The sequence below is a fragment of the Arthrobacter sp. CAN_A6 genome (genome assembly GCF_015751715.1).
Taxonomy (GTDB): Bacteria; Actinomycetota; Actinomycetes; order Actinomycetales; family Micrococcaceae; genus Arthrobacter_D.
The window spans coordinates 341,894-358,753 of sequence record NZ_JADOUV010000002.1 but is presented as its reverse complement, the minus strand read 5'-3'; the positions used below and the strand labels follow the sequence as shown (position 1 = coordinate 358,753).

Here is a 16,860-nt window from a genome sequence, read left to right as displayed (position 1 = left end):
GCCCGGAACAACCGGTCCCGAACTCCCTGGAAAGTCCGGCTCAGGAGCCCTGGTTATGGCTCAGGCCCATCTCGATACTCACGGACGTTCCTCCGCCCTGCCTCGCGCTCCAGGAGATACTCCCCCCGAGTTCGCTGGTGACCAAAGTACGGACGATCTGCAGCCCCAGGCCTTCGGCGTGCCCGCCGGGGGGAAGCCCCGCGCCGTCGTCAGCGATGGTGACCTCAAGGATCTCCTCACCGTCATCCGCGATCCGCCGGTTGGCCAGGAGCCACACCGTACCTGCCCTTTCGGACAGCCCGTGCTCGACGGCGTTGGTGACCAACTCGTTGATGACGAGCGCAAGCGGCGTGGCGAAGTCGCTGGGAAGTTCACCGAAATCGCCCTGACGTTCGGTGCGCACCGTCTGCGACGGCGACGCGACCTCGGCCGAAAGGCGGAACTGACGCGCGATCAGCTCATCGAAATCCACAACCTGCGACAGACCCTGGGAAAGTGTCTCGTGAACCAGGGCAATGGTCGATACCCGCCGCATCGCCTGCTCGAGGCCGAGTTTTCCCTCGTCGCTGACCATTCGGCGGGACTGCATCCGCAGGAGCGCGGCAACGGTCTGCAGATTGTTCTTCACGCGGTGGTGGATCTCCCGGATAGTGGCGTCCTTGGAAACGAGTTCCATCTCGCGCCGCCGGAGCTCGGAGACATCACGGCAGAGGACCAGGGCTCCGAAACGTTCCTTCTCGTCACGCAGCGGGATGGCACGCAGGGAGAGACTGACGCCCTTCGATCCGATTTCCGTGCGCCACGGCATCCGGCCGGTCACTACCAGCGGCAGCGTCTCGTCAACCATCCGCCCGTCCTTGAGCAGCGCGGTGGTGATCTCAGCCAGGGGGCGGCCCTCGAGCGTTTCGACATCACCGAGCCGCCGGAACGCGGACACCCCGTTGGGGCTGGCGTACTGAACGATTCCGTCGACATCCAGCCGGATCAATCCGTCTCCCACGCGGGGGGCACCTCGGCGCGAGCCTGTGGGCGTTGCGAAATCGGGCCACAGACCAAGCGTCCCCATGCGCAGGAGGTCATAGGCACACTGCCGGTAGGTCAACTCCAGCCTGGACGGCATGCGGGAGCTCGACAGGTCCAGATGGGTCGTGACCACCGCAAGCGTCCGCCCGTTCCTCACCATGGGGACGGCCTCCACCCGCATGGCCATTTCGGTGGTCCAGTTGGTCTCGCCGGAACGCTCGATCTTCTGCGATTCCCACGCCTGTTCGACCAGCGGCTGAAGGTCGGCACGAATCCGCTCCCCCACGAAGTCACTATGGAAGACGGTGTGCGAGGTCGAGGGCCGGGCATGCGCCAGCGCCACAAAACCGCCGCCCTCGAGCGGGAACCATAGCGCAAGGTCCGCGAACGCGAGGTCCGCAACCATCTGCCAGTCGCCGACCAGGAGGTGCAGCCACTCCGCGTCGCCGGGACCGAACCCCGCGTACTCCCGTATCGGGTCAGCAAACATTGCCATGATGTCCTCCCCGGCTCAGCGCACGATCGAACGCAGCAGGCGGAGCGCTACCGAAAGCGACGAGATGTCGTCACGTTCCAGGCGGTTCACCTCGGCGAACATATTGCTGGCTCGTTTGAGCTGGTCGGCATTCTGGGCTTCCCACTCCTTGAGCCGGAGGGTGGGGTCGCCACCGCCCACCTCCCTGGACGCCCGGAGCACCGCCACAGAGATGTCGGCGACGGTCGAATAGAGGTCATCCCGCAGTGCTGCACGGGCAAGCGCTTGCCACCGATCGCTGCGGGGCAGCTTGGTGATCCGTTCAAGGAGGTTGTCCACCTCGAAACGGTCATAGACGGCGTAGTAGACCCGGGCGATCTCCTCCACCGGTTCATCGACACGCCGGGTGCTGATCGCGATGTCCAGGAGCGCGAACGATTCGAATTGCTCCGCCCAGTGCTGGCCGATTCCCTCGGGAAGCCCCCACTCCTCCGCGCGGGCACTCCACTGCTCCACACGGGCAAGGTCGCAGCCGCGGACGTAGTTCGCCAGCTTCGACCGAAGCGGAGCGATGAGGGGCTTGAACGCCGCAACGTCCTGCTCCACTGTGGTTCCCTGCTCCACGTGGTTCACGAACCAGCGCACGGCCCGGTCAAGAAGACGGCGCAGGTCGAGGTGGACGGTGGACCAGTGGTCGGTCGGGAAGTCCGCCGGCAGTTCCGCCAGTGCGCGCACCGTCTCATCGAGATCATAGATCTCCCGAAGCGCCACGAAAGCCTTCGCGATCACGACCTCCGGCACCGAGGTCTCCTCCATGACGCGGAAGGCGAAGGTGATGCCGCCGAGGTTGATCATGTCGTTGGCAACCACCGTCGCGATGATCTCGCGCCGTAGCGGGTGCGTGTCCAGTACGTCGTCGAACCGCTCCACCAGTTGCTGCGGGAAATACCGCCTCAGGGTTCCGGAGAACCACGGGTCATCGGCAAGATTGCTCTTCGTGAGCGCTTTCGTCAGCTCGATCTTGGCGTAGGCGGCCAGCACCGACAATTCCGGTGAGGTAAGGCCCTGGCCGGTCTCGAGCCGTGCACGCAGCTCCGCAGTTGTGGGCAGTGCCTCCAGTGACCGATCGAGGTCTGCCTTCTGTTCGAGCCAGTCCATCAACCGCTCGAAGCTAGGGCTCCACTCCACCACCCGCTGCCGGTCGTTGAGCAACAGGACGTTCTGGTCCACGTTGTCCTGCAGGACGAGGCCGGCAACTTCGTCAGTCATCGAGGCAAGGAATTCCGGCCTCTCGGCTGCTGAGAGCCGGCCGATCTTCACCATACGGTCGACGAAGATCTTGATGTTCACTTCGTGGTCCGAGCAGTCCACTCCGGCGGAGTTGTCGATCGCATCGGTGTTGAGGACAACTCCGGCCAGCGCGGCCTCGATCCGGCCCCGCTGGGTCATGCCGAGGTTTCCGCCCTCGCCGACCACCTTCACCCGCAGCTCGCTGCCGTTCACCCGGATGGCGTCGTTCGCACGGTCCCCGACCTCCGCATGGGTCTCAGACTCGGCCTTGACGTAGGTTCCGATTCCACCGTTGTACAGCAGGTCCACGGGCGCCCGAAGGATCGCCCGCAGCAACTCGGGAGGACTCATGGATGCGGCCGTTCCTTCGATCCCCAGAACCGCGCGTACCTCCTCGGATACCGGTACCGATTTCGCCTGGCGTGAATAGATTCCGCCGCCGGTGCTGAGGAGCGTGGTGCTGTAATCCTCCCAGCTCGACCGTGGCAGGGCGAAGAGGCGGCGCCGTTCAGCGAATGAAGCCGCGGAGTCCGGGTTCGGGTCGAGGAAAATATGGCGGTGGTCGAAGGCCGCGACGAGCCGGAGATGTTCGGACAACAGCATGCCGTTCCCGAACACGTCACCACTCATGTCGCCCACTCCCACGACAGTGAAAGGTTGTGTCTGCGTATCGAGGTCGAACTCGCTGAAATGCCGCTTCACCGATTCCCATGCGCCGCGAGCCGTGATCCCCATGGCCTTATGGTCGTAGCCGACCGATCCACCCGAGGCGAAAGCATCGCCGAGCCAGAAGCCGTACTCGCGGGAGAGGTCATTCGCGATGTCGGAGAAAGACGCCGTTCCCTTGTCGGCTGCGACGACGAGGTAGGTGTCATCGCCGTCGTGCCGGACCACCCGCTCCGGCGGAACAACGACTTCCGAACCGTCGGTCGTCGCAAGATTATCGGTGATGTCCAGTAGCCCGCGGATGAACGTCCGGTAGCTGGACTGTCCTTCCGCGAGCCACGCCGACCGGTCGACCGAAGGGTCCGGGAGCTGTTTCGCGAAGAAACCGCCCTTGGCTCCGGTGGGAACAATGACGGCGTTCTTGACGGTCTGCGCCTTGACGAGCCCCAGCACCTCGGTGCGGAAATCCTCCCGCCTGTCCGACCAGCGAAGGCCACCACGCGCGATGGCCCCGAACCGCAGGTGAACACCCTCCACCTGCGGTGAGTAGACCCAGATCTCGAACTTCGGCCGGGGGAACGGCGCCCCCTCGACCATCGATGTATTGAGCTTGAAGCTGAGATGCCGTTTGCCCTGGAAGTAGTTGGTGCGCGAGGTTGCCTCGATCAGGTTCGCGAACGTGCGCAACACGCGGTCGGCGTCGAGCGTGGGTACCTGCTCGAGGCCTGCATCGAGCACCTGACGCGCACTGTCCGCCGACTCCTCACGGTTACCCCGGGCATCCGGGTCGAAACGTGCCTCGAAAAGGGCGACGAGCGCGCGGCCGACGACGGCGTTGCGCAGCAGGGTGTCGGCCACGAAGCCGTAGGAATTGGTGTTGCCCATCTGGCGCATGTACTTGGCGTAGCTCCGAAGGATGAGGACCCGGCGCCAGCTGAGCCCCTCCCGCAGGACGAGCCGGTCGAACGTGTCCGACTCGCTGTTCCCCACGACGGCGGCAGCGAAGGCATCCTTCAGGAGGGACGCGGTGGCCCCGGGATCGACGCCCTGCGGGTACTTCAGGCCCAGGTCATAGAGGAAATATGACTCTCCGTCGGCGCGCTCGATCTCGAAGGGACGCTCGTCGAGCACCTCGAGGCCGAGATTATGGAGGAACGGCAGAATCTGGGTGAGGCTCTTGGACTCCGTGAGGTAGAGCTTGAGCCGTGCATCCTCTTCACGCTGGTTCCCCGCGCGCGTCGGTACGTAGATATGCATCCCCGGAGCTCCGCCGGCGGACCGGTCCAGGGACTCGAAACGCTCGATGTCCTCGAGAGCGTCCTCCACCTCGTAGTCGACACGGTAGCTCGGCGGGAAGGCTTCAGCCCACAATCCGGCCAACCGCTCGGCGGACTCCCGCGGAAACCGTCCATGGGCCACCTCGGTGATCCCCTCGGACCAGGAACGCGCGGCCCGGACCAGCCGTTCCTCGAGAGCGGCGGCGTCGACTTCCGCCACTTCGTCGCCGCGGGTCAGCCGGATCCGGAAGAACAACCGCGCCAGGGCGGATTCGCTCATGCGCGCTTCGAAGTCGATGGAGTCAGCATGGAAAGTGCTGCGCAGCTCCTCCTCGAACCGCAGCCGGACGCTGGTGGTATACCGGTCGCGGGGAAGATAGACGAGCGCGGACATGAAGCGGCCGTAGACGTCGGGGCGCAGGAACAGGCGGGTGCGGCGACGTTCCTGCAGGCGAAGTATGCCCAGTGCCGTCGCTACGAGGTCCTGGACGTCGATCTGGAACAGTTCGTCGCGCGGGTACGTTTCGAGAATGGACAGGAGGTCCTTGCCGGAGTGGGAGTCCGACGGGAATCCGCACCGATGGAGCACCTCCGCGACCTTGTCCCTGACGATCGGCACGTTCCGCACCGAGCCGGTGTAGGCGCTGGTGGCGAAAAGCCCGATGAACCTGCGCTCTCCGGTGACGTTCCCCTGATCATCGAAGTTCTTGATACCGATGTAGTCGAGGTACGCGGCACGGTGGACGGTGGACCGTGAATTGGCCTTGGTAATGACCAGCACCCGCTTCTCCCGCGCCTTTGCCCGCCCTGCGCGGGTGAGCTGCTGTAACTGGCCGCTGGCACCTCCACCCCGCAGGAGGCCGAGTCCGCTCGAATCCCGCATGCGGAGTGCATCGATCCCGTTCTCGCTGACGAGGTCGTACTCCCGGTACCCGAGGAACGTGAAGTTCCCGTCGTCGAGCCACTGGAGCAATTCCCGGGCCTGATGCAGGTCCGGAATGCCGGCTGCACCCTCGGTCGACGCAAGGGAAGCCTCGATGCTCCGGACCTTGCTGCGCATCGCGGGCCAGTCCTCAACGGCGGCACGGACATCCTGGAGGACGCCGAGCAACCCCCGCACAACGGCGGACCGCTCGGTGTCGTCGGCGACCTTCCCGATTTCCACCGATATCCAGGACTCGATGGAGGCGCTCTGATCAGCGAGGGCCACATAACCGGAAATATCCGGCAGGGCAGCGGTATCCCCGCTCGACACTCCCGCGACGGAGGGGACCCGCTGCAGACTGCTGAGCGCATGCGTCTCCCGGCTGCGGGTGGCAACGAAGGTGGGGTGGACGACCAGCCGGATCGCGGCATTGAGGCGCACCAGTTCTGCTGTGACCGAGTCCACGAGGAACGGCATGTCGTCGGTGACGATCAGGACCACACTTGAATTGGCCTGGTCGAAGACCTCCACGACGGCCTGCCCCGGCGCACGTTTTGCCGCCAGTTCGCGGTGCCTCACCGCCCGATCCTGGAGCATCTGCCCGCTGTAGCTTCCGGCGTCCTCCGCCGCGAGGTGTTCATAGTAATGCCCGATGAAATCCTCGGGGGTCGTGGCTGAAGTGGACTGGTCCGTGGTGCTGGATCCAGACGACATGGAAAACGCCTCCAAAACGAAATTAAAGACCGCACCCTTGCGGCCTCTTACCTTGGAAGACTAACGGGCTTCCTCCAAAACTTCACTTCGTTGTCCCCTGCTCCAACCCGGCGGCGCCGCCGTTGTTCAACAGGCACATCAGCGAGTTCGGCGATGGCTGCACGCAGGGGCGACGACGGCGAAGTTTCCACCAGCGCTGAGCCTCCCAACAGCGCCTTGTCTGCAGCGGCGAAGTCAGCGGGGAGGAAAGCGGCTATCCGGTGGGACGAACCGAACCGGTCCCAGGCCTCCCGCAACTGGTGCTCAGGGGATCGCCCGATGGAGCTGGCGCGGACCTTGTTGAAAACCACTCTGGGAACTGCCGAGGGTACTGCTTCACGCAATTCTGCGAGCGCCCGGACCAGCCGCGGTACCCCGAGCGCGTCCGCCGCACCGACAGCAAGGATGGTGTCAGCGAGTTCCAGGCAGCGCAGGGCTGCACCGTTCCTTCTCGGCGCAGCGGTATCGAAGCTCAGCTCTTCGTCGGACTCCAGGCAGAATCCGCAGTCGATGATGGTGACCGCGGCGCTGGAGCGCGCAGTGTCCAGTACCCTGGTCAGTGCCGCGGGCCGGAGTTCGGGCCAGCGGTCCGGCCTGGTGATACCGGTCAACACGCCGAGCCGACCTCCCTGCACTGCCACGGTGGTGATGACACGGGCGAGTTCCGTCGCACCGAATCCGCCCTGGTCAGCGAGCCTGCAGGCTTGGGCGAGGCCCGCGGACTCGTCGAAGAGACCGAGCGAGGCAGCAACGCTCGCACCGTACGTGTCCGCGTCGATGAGCAACACCTCCGTGCCGGCCGCAGCGAGCTCCGCCGCCACGTTCACGGCGATGGTGGTTCGGCCCGGCGATCCCGCCGGACCCCATACAGCGACGACCGTTCCTCCACCACGCGCTGCGGGTTGGGCACTTTCCTGGGTGCGCACCGGCTGCAGCGCGGCGGCGGGGTCCGAATACCCGGTGGCGAAACCCTGCCCCGCCGGTTGGGCGGCAAGGTCCTCGACCGCTGAGGACACGACGGCGGCAAGCTCCTCCGCCGGGATGGAGGATGGAGCGGTACGCACTCCCAATTGATCGAGGTGTGGGTGGGGTGTGCCGTCGGTGAGGACCACGACCGCCACACCCGCTCCGCGAAGCCTTTCGAGCATCGTCAGGGTCAACTCCCCCGCGCCGGGAGCAAAGATAGCGGCGCGGGCGAGGCCGCTTTGACACGCCGCCATCAGCTCCGACAGTTACTCGCACCGGCGCACGACGGTCACCGGACCCCGCAGCTTCTCGAGACCCGCCACATGATCGCCGGCGGCGGCTCCGATGGTGACTACGGGTATGTTCATGAATTTCCGCCGGGATTCAGCACTACGGCGATCGCGGCCTCGTTCGACAGTGCGTCGAGGAGGGCCGGCATGGCCTGATCGTCGACGAGGACGTGGACCAGCGTCGAGGAGTTCGCGCCAAGTGCCGACTCATTCACGGTGATCTCGGATACCTCGGCGGCTTCAAGGAGAAGGATCGGTTCTTCGAATGCGGTCCCTTGTCCACGGAGCGAAACCCATACATCCACTCTCGCTCCGGCGGAAGTGCCGGTGGGCAGCGGATCAGTAACGCTCAATCCGACGGGTTTGCGGTCGAGCTCATCTGCAGTGCCGACCGTGCCTCTCGGTACGAGCTCACCCTGCTTGATCAGGCGGGTGGCGATGGGGCTCTCCGGAAGACCATCCGCTGCCAGGACGTAGGACGATTCGAGGTCGCCAAGACGCACGGGGACCACGTCGAAATCACCGGGCACCAGGATGGATCCCACCGCGATGTCGCTCTTCGCGGCGTAGACCCCGGTGGTCCGGTCCGCGCTGCCCATCAGCGCGATGACCCCGGCAGTCGAGGCGAGGACAAGGAGAAGGCCCACCAGTAGGCGTGGATCACGCCACGAGGGCTTCTTCAGCCTCTCCGCGTCGCCGGTCCTGCTGCCGCGTGCGCTGATTGTAGACACTGCGCTCCCCTGTTCTCTCCGCCGCGTACAAAACTAGCCCATCGGGGTCGAATACACCCGAGTTGTGGATAAGTAGGTGCGACGACGGTTTGGAATGACATCATTGGGACGAAGTTTCATCCGGTAAAGGAAGGCGGCTGTCGTGGCTGAGAAACGGTTCCTCACCCTCGCAGACGTGGGCGAAGTCCTCAACATCAGTTCGTCCCAGACCTACGCGCTGGTGCGTTCCGGCGATCTGCCCGCCATTCAGGTAGGAGGGCGCGGCCAGTGGAGGGTGGAAACCACTGTGCTCGAGGACTACATCAAGCAGGCCTACGAAAAGACCGCGTCCTCCCTGCGGGACCCGGAGAGCATTACCAACAGCTAGCCCGACGCGGCGGAATGGCCCGGCAGCAGTCGGTCCTGTTAGACGAGCGTTACTACTGCCGAGACTGCGGCAAAGGGCATGGTCAGCACGCCCAGAACGTTGGAGGAACGACGCTCCTCACCTGTCGGAACCAGCGCCAGTTCGAGGAAGTCACGACCTATCCTGTCCAGGACGCCGTCATACCGGGCATCTGCGCTGCCTGCATACACGCTCACGGACTGCCGGTCCCGGCTCAGGGTGCGAAGTGCCGAGGCAAGTCCGAGCCTCGCGTGTACCCGCGTGGGCGCCGCTCCGACGGCCCGGCTCAAGCCCTGGACAACCTGGACTGCGGCGAGCGGTATCAGAACGGAACGGGCGCCCGAGCGCATCACGAGCCAGTCCGACCCTACGTGTGAGATGCCGCCCACGAAATCCTGCCCCCCGGCAACCCTCACCGTCACGTCGCTATCACCCTGTCCTGCGAGCCGGGCGGTCAAGGCAAGGCGTCCCTGCTCACTCCGGTAAAGGCTGGCTGTTTCCTCCTCGGACGCCGCCTGAAGGGCAGCCGAGAACTGTAACTCCATGTCATCGAACAGGGCGGCCCAGCGCATGCGGGAAGCCTATGCCGACCAGGGGTCTCAGTCAACGCGATCAAATAAAAACAAATAAGGTCGGTGTAGACAAATGACATCAAACTGCATCAAACTGATGGGGACGGGAGCGAGGGAGGCCGGTATGAAAGCAGTTCCAGTGGATACCGCATCCGGTGCTGCGGGGCTGATGGCAGGCGCACTCCTGTGGTGGTCCGGGACACGCCTTGCCAGCGATGCGTCGCCTTATCCGGCAGCAGGGACTGAGGAGATACTTGGCATCGGCTGTTCGGCGGCCGGCCTCGGCATCATCACCTGGTGGGTGTTCGCAGCGATCGCAGCAGTGATGGCGCAACTCCTTGCCGGCAGCGGGCACCGGTACGCCGCTGCGATTGCCGCCCGTTTCTCACCAGCCTTCATGAGGCGCCTTGCGGCAGCGGCACTGGGAGCGAATCTGCTGGCCGTTCCGGCGATGGCGAATGCAGCACCGCTACTCGAGTCCACCAGCGCCCTGCAGAAGTGGGAGACCATCCATCCCGGAGGAAGCACCTTTTGGAGCCCGCCATGGAACGAAGCCGCGGAAGCCGACGCCACCGCAGGGGACGAAGCCGCGGGACCGGATGCCGCCCCTTCCTGGAAGCCCCTCCCGTTCCCGCCCGGCGGCGGACTGGTGCTCCGAACCGACACGGCGCGAAGTCCGGACAGCGTGGCCGGAGAGGCCGTCGAGGTCATCGTGAAACCGGGCGACTCCCTGTGGACCATCGCTGCGGCCCACCTCGGTGCGTTCGCCACCGACTCCGAGGTGGCAGCGGCCTGGCCTTCGTGGTACGTCGCCAACAGGGACGTCATCGGAGGGAATCCCTCGTTGCTCTACCCAGGTCAGATCCTTCGAATTCCCCCAGCACCCTGAGTCGCCAGCGAGAGGAACGAAATAATGTCGGTCATCACCCGCCTGCAACCCATAGAAGCCGTGGATTCGGCCGCCTTGAGCGGCGGACCGAGGCCAGTACCTCCGCGGCAGGCCCGGCAACCCCGCCAGCATGCGGTGTCCGTCGTTGCTCTCCCTGCGGCGTCTTCGGTACCGGTGGCCGAGGATGCGACTTCAGATGATGAGAATTCCCTCGATGCCCGCGTCTCCGGAATCGCGCGCTCGGTCGCCCAGGGAGCTCTCGAGGTCCTCGGAGGAACGCGCCCCCTGCAGCAGATGGCGAAGTGGCTGGACCCGGACAGCTATGAACGCCTCCAACTCCGGGCCAACCTCATCCGCTGCATCTCCGCAGAACGAAGTGGGACAGGACTACCGGGACAACAACCGGCATTCCGGGTGCACCGGAATGTCGTGGTCCGTTCTGTCCGGGTATGTTGCGTCAAACCCGCCGCCTACGAGGCGGCGGTAGTGGTTTTCGACCAGAAACGGGTCCGCGCCGTTGCCCTTCGCATCGAGCAACGACGCGGATCGTGGAGGGTCACTGCCCTCGAGATCGGTTGAGGGGTCAGCTCTTCCTCCGCTTGGCCGCGGAGCGCTGGTCGCCCCTGCCCTCGCCCTTCGCCCCGGCAACCGGCTTCTCAGCCCGTGAACGCTCGACGTGGGTTTCGACCTCGCCCTGCGCATTCGGGGCGGAGAAGTTCAGGCTTGCCGGCTTTTCAGGTGCATCGAGCCCGGCAGCCTTGATCGTGGGCGACTGGATGAGTCCCCGGGCATCCTTCACACCCGGCAGGCCCGTGGTCGCGGGCGCCGTCACCTCGACGTCGAGATTGAACAGGTACCCGACGCTTTCCTCCCGGATGGCTTCCATCATCGCCTGGAAGAGCACGAAGCCTTCCCGTTGGTACTCGACAAGCGGATCCCTCTGGGCCATGGCGCGCAGCCCGATGCCCTCCTTGAGGTAGTCCATCTCGTAAAGATGCTCCTGCCACTTCCGCCCGATCACGGAGAGCACTACCCTGCGCTCGAGTTCGCGCATGGTCTGTTCGCCGAGCGCCTGCTCCCTCGCCCCATAGGCCAGCTTCGCATCGGAGAGAATCTCGGCGTGCAGGAAGTCGCGGGTGATCTTCGACGTGCCGCCGGCTTCCTCGACGACCTCTTCGATGGTCAGGGTGATCGGGTACAGGGTCTTGAGGTTGGTCCAGAGCAGCTCGTAGTCCCAGTCGTCACCGTGGCCCTGCGCCGTGGCTTCATCAACCATCGCTGTCACCACGTCCTCAAGGAAGTAGCCGACTTTTTCCTGGAGGTCGCCGCCCTCGAGGATCCTCCGGCGGTCACCGTAAATGGCCTCACGCTGACGGTTCAGGACGTCGTCGTACTTCAGGACGTTCTTGCGCTGTTCCGCGTTCCTGCCTTCGACCTGCCCCTGGGCGTTCTCGATGGCCTTCGACACGAGCTTCGACTCGAGCGCGACGTCGTCGGGCATGGTCGAGCTGTTCATGATGCGCTGGGCGCCGCCGGAGTTGAAAAGCCGCATCAGGTCATCCGTCAGTGACAGGTAGAACCGCGACCGCCCCGGGTCGCCCTGCCTGCCCGAGCGCCCACGCAGCTGGTTGTCGATGCGGCGTGACTCATGCCGTTCGGTGCCCAGGACGTAGAGCCCGCCCAGCTCGCGGACTTCCTCCTGCTCAGCCTCCACTGCGTGCTTGGCAGCCTCGATCGCTACGGTCCACTGAGCCTCGTACTCCTCGGCGTTCTCGGCGGGGTCGAGGCCCCGCTTCTCGAGTTCCGCCACTGCATTGAACTCCGCGTTGCCGCCCAGCATGATGTCGGTTCCGCGGCCGGCCATGTTGGTGGCTACCGTGACGGCTCCCTTACGTCCGGCCTGGGCCACGATAGCGGCTTCCCGTGCATGGTTCTTGGCGTTGAGCACCTCATGGCGCACACCGGCTTTGGCAAGCTGCTTCGACAGGTACTCGCTCTTTTCGACGCTGGTCGTACCCACCAGGACAGGCTGCCCGCTCTCGTGCCGCTCGACGATGTCCTTGACGACGGCGTCGAACTTCGCGACCTCGTTCTTGTAGATGAGGTCGGACAGATCCTTCCGCGCCATCTCGCGGTTGGTGGGGATGGGCACGACGCCGAGCTTGTAGGTGGACATGAACTCCGCGGCTTCGGTTTCAGCGGTGCCGGTCATTCCGGAAAGCTTGTCGTACAGGCGGAAGTAGTTCTGCAGTGTGACAGTGGCCAGGGTCTGGTTCTCGGCCTTGATCTCGACGCCTTCCTTGGCCTCGATCGCCTGGTGCATTCCCTCGTTGTAACGCCGACCGGCGAGGATGCGCCCGGTGTGCTCGTCGACGATCATCACTTCGCCGTTGAGGACCACATAGTCCTTGTCGCGCTTGAAGAGTTCCTTGGCCTTGATAGCGTTGTTCAGGAATCCGATGAGCGGCGTGTTGGCGGACTCGTAGAGGTTGCTGATGCCGAGGTAGTCCTCGACCTTCTCGATGCCGTCCTCCAGCACACCGACGGTGCGCTTCTTCTCATCCACCTCGTAGTCATTGTCGATCGTGAGGCGTTTGACGACCTTGGCGAACTCGTTGTACCAGCGGTTCACGTCCCCGGAGGCCTGCCCGCTGATAATGAGGGGTGTCCGTGCCTCGTCGATCAGGATCGAATCGACCTCGTCGACGATCGCGAAACTATGGCCGCGCTGCACCAGCTCGCTTGCACTCCAGGCCATGTTGTCCCGGAGGTAGTCGAATCCGAACTCATTGTTCGTGCCGTAGGTGATGTCCGCGGCGTATTGCTCGCGGCGCGTCGCAGGGTCTTGTTTGGAAAGGATGCAGCCGCTCGTCAGTCCGAGGAAACGGAAGACGCGTCCCATGAGGTCCGACTGGTACTCGGCAAGATAGTCGTTGACGGTGACGATGTGGACGCCCTTGCCCGCCAGTGCGTTGAGGTAGGCCGGTGCCGTCGCGACGAGCGTCTTGCCCTCACCGGTTTTCATTTCGGCGATATTGCCCAGGTGCAGCGCCGCCCCGCCCATCAGCTGGACGTCGAAGTGCCGCAACCCGAGGGTTCTGCTGGAGGCTTCGCGAACAGCGGCGAACGCTTCGGGAAGCAGCGCATCGAGCGACTCCCCCTCCTCATGGCGTTTCTTCAGCCGGTCGGTTTCTCCGCGCAGCTCCGCGTCGGAGAGTTCTCGAAACTCGTTTTCGAGAACATTGATCGCATCAGCGTAGTTCCGGAGTTTCTTCAGTGTCTTCTTATCGCCGGTACGGAGAACACGTTCAAGAAGTGATGGCACTGGTTTTCGCTCCCAATCTAAGGCTGCCCAAATATGGCGTGTTCAGTCTACGTGCTAGACGCTCACTCTCTGGTTTCAGTTCCCCGCAGTCCCTCAGGCCGTGTCGATTGCAGCCCGCAAAGCGGCGGAGAGATTGCCGGATTCCCCGACCACCACACTGCCCAGGCCCAGCCAGGCCGCCATCAGCAACAGCTCCCTGGCCAGTTCGACGGCAGTGTCGGCGGGCGCTTCGGGCTCGGCATGGCTTGCCCTCACCAGCAACCTTCCCGAGCTGCGGTCGGCTTTGAGATCCACCCGGGCGGCCATGGTCTCGCGGAGGAGGAAGGGCAGCACGTAGTAGCCATAGCGGCGCTTCGGGGCCGGTGTGTAGATCTCTATGCGGTAGTGGAAGCCGAAGAGCGCCTGTAGCCGTGATCGCTCGAACACCATCGAGTCGAAGGGACTGAGCAGTGCCCTGCCCGCCGCGCGGCGCGGAAGGACCGCCGATGATGAGACGAAGACGGGTTTGTTCCACCCGTCCACCTCTACTGCCCGGACTATGCCCCGGGCCTCGAGGAAGCGGATCGCCTCGGTCGTCTCTCGGACGGGGGTCCGGAAGTAGTCGGCAATGCAACGCGCGGACCCGATGCCGAGGGCGCCGAAGGCCCTTTCGGCAAGGACCTGCAGTGCCTCCTGCGCGGGGATGCACGCGTCGGCGAGAGCCGGATCAGGCAGCACCGATCGTACCGGCCCGTATTGCCGCTCGAACTGGGCACTTCGCCCCGCTGCACCGATCTCGCCTCGGCCGAAGAGGTCCTCCAGCACCCGTTTCACGGCACTCCAGTTCCACCCCCAGCCGTCGGTCGAACGGATCTCCTCATGGCCCAGCTGCCGCTGGATCTGGGTTGCGGTGAGTGCAGGGCCGGATGCGAGAAGATCCAGGACTTTGGGCTCGAGATGATTGCGGAGTTCCTGGTCCATTCGCGACGCGCCCATCCAGGTGCGCCGCTGCCACGGGCGGAGGTAGGGAAACAGTTCCGGATCGACGAAACTTGCTTCGTGGGCCCAGTACTCCACCAGCCGGCGCGGATGCCTGGTGGACAGCCTATCGAGCACTGCGGTGTCGTAACTGCCGGCACGGGAGAACACCGGCAGGTAGTGGGATCTCGAAAGGACGTTCACCGAATCGATCTGGAGCAGTTGAAGCCGGCGTGTGATCCGGGACACTGCTGCCGGGGAGACTGGCCCTTCCGGTCGAATCCTTGCGAGCCCCTGGGCATTCAGGGCGATCCGTCTCGCCTGCGAGGGACTCAGGCGGACGGTCACCGGGTCGAGCCTTTCTCCGCACACGTCGTGTGCGGAGAAAGGCTCGAGGCGGTTTCAGGCCGGTTCATCAGGCTGAGGCAACTGCTTCCGTTGCGCGGTAGGCCAGCACTTCCTCGCGGGGCTCTTCTGTCCCTTCGGCACATTTCGCGTCGAGCGTGATGACGCCGTACGTCCACGCCTGCCGGCGGTACACGACCGAGGGCGCGCCCGTGGCGGAATCGACGAAGAGGTAGAAGTCGTGGCCCACGAGCTCCATATTGTCCACCGCATCGTCGAGCGTCATCGACGCCCCGGAGAACACCTTCCGGCGGATCAGTACCGGCGAATCACCGGCCGGGAGGTCATTCGGCGACTCGTAGGCATCAGCCGGTGCCGAAGCGGCAGCAATCGGCTCAGCTTCATCGGCCCGGGTCTCCAGGTAGAGCGGCTGTCCCGCGCTTGCGGGCTCCAGATCCGCAGTCGCCTCGCGGACGGCGACAGGAGTGTGGCGGCCGTGGTGGATCTTCCTGCGGTCCCGAGCCCTGCGCAAGCGCTCGAGAAGCTTGTTGTAGGCGAGGTCGAAAGCGGCGAACTTGTCAGCTGCGGATGCCTCGGCACGGACCACCGGCCCCCTGCACAACACCGTGAGTTCGACGGTCAGGGAGGTATCCGCCATGCGGGCGCTCAACTCCTTGGTGATCTTTGCATCCACCCTCTGGACCTTGTCTCCGAGCTGCTCGATCTTGTCGAGCTTTTCCGTCGCGTACTCGCGGAACCGGTCGGATACTTCCAAGTTTCGACCATTGATCACAAATTCCATGGTGCCCTCCACTTCGCTAAGGTGATGCAACACCGGCCGGGAACGGAGCTGCTGGCCGGTGTCGATGAGTAACGTTCGTCATCGTGCTACCCATACTTCACGGTAGTTCACGCGGGTTCTTTATTCATCCCTGCGTGGCCCGATTTTTCTTGTGGTGCGGATGGAGCCTGCTTCATGGCAGCGGGGGGACGCGCAGCCGCGATGACGACTGCGCCTGCCACATCCGCTCCCGCCGCGCGGAGCGCCCGCGTCACTTCCGCCACTGTCGAACCGGTGGTGAGGACATCATCGATCACAAGGCAGGCCCTACCCTCCAGCCGGGCACCAACTCCGGGCGGGACGACCATCGAACCTGCTACCTGACGCTGCCTGCCCCGCCGCCCGAGCCCTTTCTGGCCGCCGCCGGCACCTCTGTTGCGCACGAAGGCAGCGAATAGGAGCACTGCCCTGACCGGTAGTGGGCGGTCGCCCACGCCCTGCCAGGCGGACGCCGGCCTGACGGCGGCGACGACGCGGGTGCCTGCCGGAAGCTCGCCGCGTTTCGCCAGACCCTGCAGCACAAGGCGGAGCGGGTCGTAGCCGCGCCGCCGAATGGAGGCTGACCTTCCGGGAACAGGCACGAGGAAGTAGGTGCAGGCGGCCCGCTCTCCTTGCGCAGTCGTGCACGCGGCATGCAGCGCGCCCGCCAACGCAACGGCGAGGGGGCGTTCGAGGTCCGTATGGCCGTGGTTCTTGAAAGCGAGCACCGTACCGGCAACGGACCCCGCGTAGACCCCGGCCGCTGTGACCGGCAGGGGCACGAACCCCTCAAGGTCACCGGTCCGGATGGAAACCGAGAACCGACCCGCGCGTCGGGGCTCAAGATACCCCGGAAGGGACTCCGCGCCGGCTTCGGCTCGGAACGGCCGAGCGGTGGCCCGCCGGAAATCATCCAGGCAGGCGCTGCACAGGGACCGGTCCCAGGCGCCGCATCGAATGCAGGCAGTGGGGAAGACCAGTGACCAGAAGCTCGCCGCAGCTTCAGCGCACAGCTGCCAGGCGGGTGCCAGCACAAGCCGGTCCGCTGCTTTGAAGATCCCTGCCTTGAGGACCACCGCCGGAACCATGGCTCAAGGATCGCAGGCCGGCCGGGAAGTCAGGACGGCGGTTCGCCCATGGGGATAAGCGCGCCTCCCGACGAGGCCGTGCT

General features: G+C 64.8%; 12 protein-coding genes. 3 read left to right on the top strand and 9 right to left on the bottom strand.

All coding sequences use genetic code 11. The annotated features are described in order from the left end of the window. Positions 1 to 40: 40 nt before the first annotated feature. From IWX75_RS05120 to IWX75_RS05105, 4 genes are all read right to left on the bottom strand, one after another. Entirely contained in the window at positions 41 to 1,519 is a 1,479-nt protein-coding gene (locus IWX75_RS05120) for a sensor histidine kinase (protein ID WP_196821157.1), read from the bottom strand. A 15-nt stretch (positions 1,520 to 1,534) separates the two neighbouring features. After that, entirely contained in the window at positions 1,535 to 6,370 is a 4,836-nt protein-coding gene (locus IWX75_RS05115; protein ID WP_196821156.1) for an NAD-glutamate dehydrogenase, read from the bottom strand. Between the two features lie 47 nt (positions 6,371 to 6,417). Next, a complete protein-coding gene (locus IWX75_RS05110; RefSeq protein WP_334684118.1) occupies positions 6,418 to 7,629 on the bottom strand; it encodes an AAA family ATPase in 1,212 nt (403 codons plus the stop codon). 110 nt (positions 7,630 to 7,739) lie between these two features. Further along, on the bottom strand, positions 7,740 to 8,396 hold the full coding sequence (locus IWX75_RS05105) for a hypothetical protein (protein ID WP_334684117.1): 657 nt from the start codon (positions 8,394 to 8,396) through the stop codon (positions 7,740 to 7,742). A gap of 142 nt (positions 8,397 to 8,538) precedes the next feature. On the opposite strand from IWX75_RS05105, the gene IWX75_RS05100 reads away from it, so the two are divergent. Beyond that, entirely contained in the window at positions 8,539 to 8,763 is a 225-nt protein-coding gene (locus IWX75_RS05100; RefSeq protein WP_196821155.1) for a helix-turn-helix domain-containing protein, read from the top strand. A 38-nt stretch (positions 8,764 to 8,801) separates the two neighbouring features. Here the strand turns inward: IWX75_RS05100 and IWX75_RS05095 are convergent, their stop codons facing one another. Next, positions 8,802 to 9,353, bottom strand: a complete 552-nt coding sequence (locus tag IWX75_RS05095; RefSeq protein WP_196821154.1) for a hypothetical protein — start codon at positions 9,351 to 9,353, stop codon at positions 8,802 to 8,804. Between the two features lie 124 nt (positions 9,354 to 9,477). On the opposite strand from IWX75_RS05095, the gene IWX75_RS05090 reads away from it, so the two are divergent. After that, positions 9,478 to 10,242, top strand: coding sequence for a LysM peptidoglycan-binding domain-containing protein (locus IWX75_RS05090; protein WP_196821153.1), 765 nt, complete (start codon positions 9,478 to 9,480; stop codon positions 10,240 to 10,242). 24 nt (positions 10,243 to 10,266) lie between these two features. Continuing rightward, positions 10,267 to 10,821 (top strand): Rv3235 family protein, encoded by a 555-nt coding sequence (locus IWX75_RS17630; RefSeq protein ID WP_334684116.1) that lies wholly within the window; start codon positions 10,267 to 10,269, stop codon positions 10,819 to 10,821. 4 nt (positions 10,822 to 10,825) lie between these two features. Here IWX75_RS17630 and secA read toward each other — a convergent pair whose 3' ends face one another. The 4 genes from secA to IWX75_RS05065 form a co-directional block, all read right to left on the bottom strand. After that, the gene (gene secA, locus IWX75_RS05080) at positions 10,826 to 13,567 is read right to left on the bottom strand and encodes a preprotein translocase subunit SecA (RefSeq protein WP_196821152.1); all 2,742 of its coding nucleotides are present in this window, start codon (positions 13,565 to 13,567) and stop codon (positions 10,826 to 10,828) included. 93 nt (positions 13,568 to 13,660) lie between these two features. Beyond that, a complete protein-coding gene (locus IWX75_RS05075; RefSeq protein WP_196821151.1) occupies positions 13,661 to 14,872 on the bottom strand; it encodes a winged helix-turn-helix domain-containing protein in 1,212 nt (403 codons plus the stop codon). 67 nt (positions 14,873 to 14,939) lie between these two features. Next, positions 14,940 to 15,671, bottom strand: a complete 732-nt coding sequence (gene hpf, locus IWX75_RS05070; protein ID WP_196821150.1) for a ribosome hibernation-promoting factor, HPF/YfiA family — start codon at positions 15,669 to 15,671, stop codon at positions 14,940 to 14,942. A 107-nt stretch (positions 15,672 to 15,778) separates the two neighbouring features. Beyond that, positions 15,779 to 16,765 carry a ComF family protein gene (locus tag IWX75_RS05065; RefSeq protein ID WP_334684115.1) on the bottom strand — a complete coding sequence of 329 codons (987 nt, stop codon included), beginning with the start codon at positions 16,763 to 16,765 and terminating at the stop codon, positions 15,779 to 15,781. Positions 16,766 to 16,860: the final 95 nt, after the last annotated feature.

Excerpts from the sequence above, each read along its gene's own strand:
- IWX75_RS05120 (WP_196821157.1), bottom strand. The coding sequence starts at position 1,519 with ATGGCAATGTTTGCTGACCCGATACGGGAGTACGCGGGGTTCGGTCCC.
- IWX75_RS05115 (WP_196821156.1), bottom strand. The coding sequence starts at position 6,370 with ATGTCGTCTGGATCCAGCACCACGGACCAGTCCACTTCAGCCACGACC.
- IWX75_RS05110 (WP_334684118.1), bottom strand. The coding sequence starts at position 7,629 with ATGGCGGCGTGTCAAAGCGGCCTCGCCCGCGCCGCTATCTTTGCTCCC.
- IWX75_RS05095 (WP_196821154.1), bottom strand. The coding sequence starts at position 9,353 with ATGCGCTGGGCCGCCCTGTTCGATGACATGGAGTTACAGTTCTCGGCT.
- IWX75_RS05090 (WP_196821153.1), top strand. The coding sequence starts at position 9,478 with ATGAAAGCAGTTCCAGTGGATACCGCATCCGGTGCTGCGGGGCTGATG.
- IWX75_RS17630 (WP_334684116.1), top strand. The coding sequence starts at position 10,267 with ATGTCGGTCATCACCCGCCTGCAACCCATAGAAGCCGTGGATTCGGCC.
- hpf (WP_196821150.1), bottom strand. The coding sequence starts at position 15,671 with ATGGAATTTGTGATCAATGGTCGAAACTTGGAAGTATCCGACCGGTTC.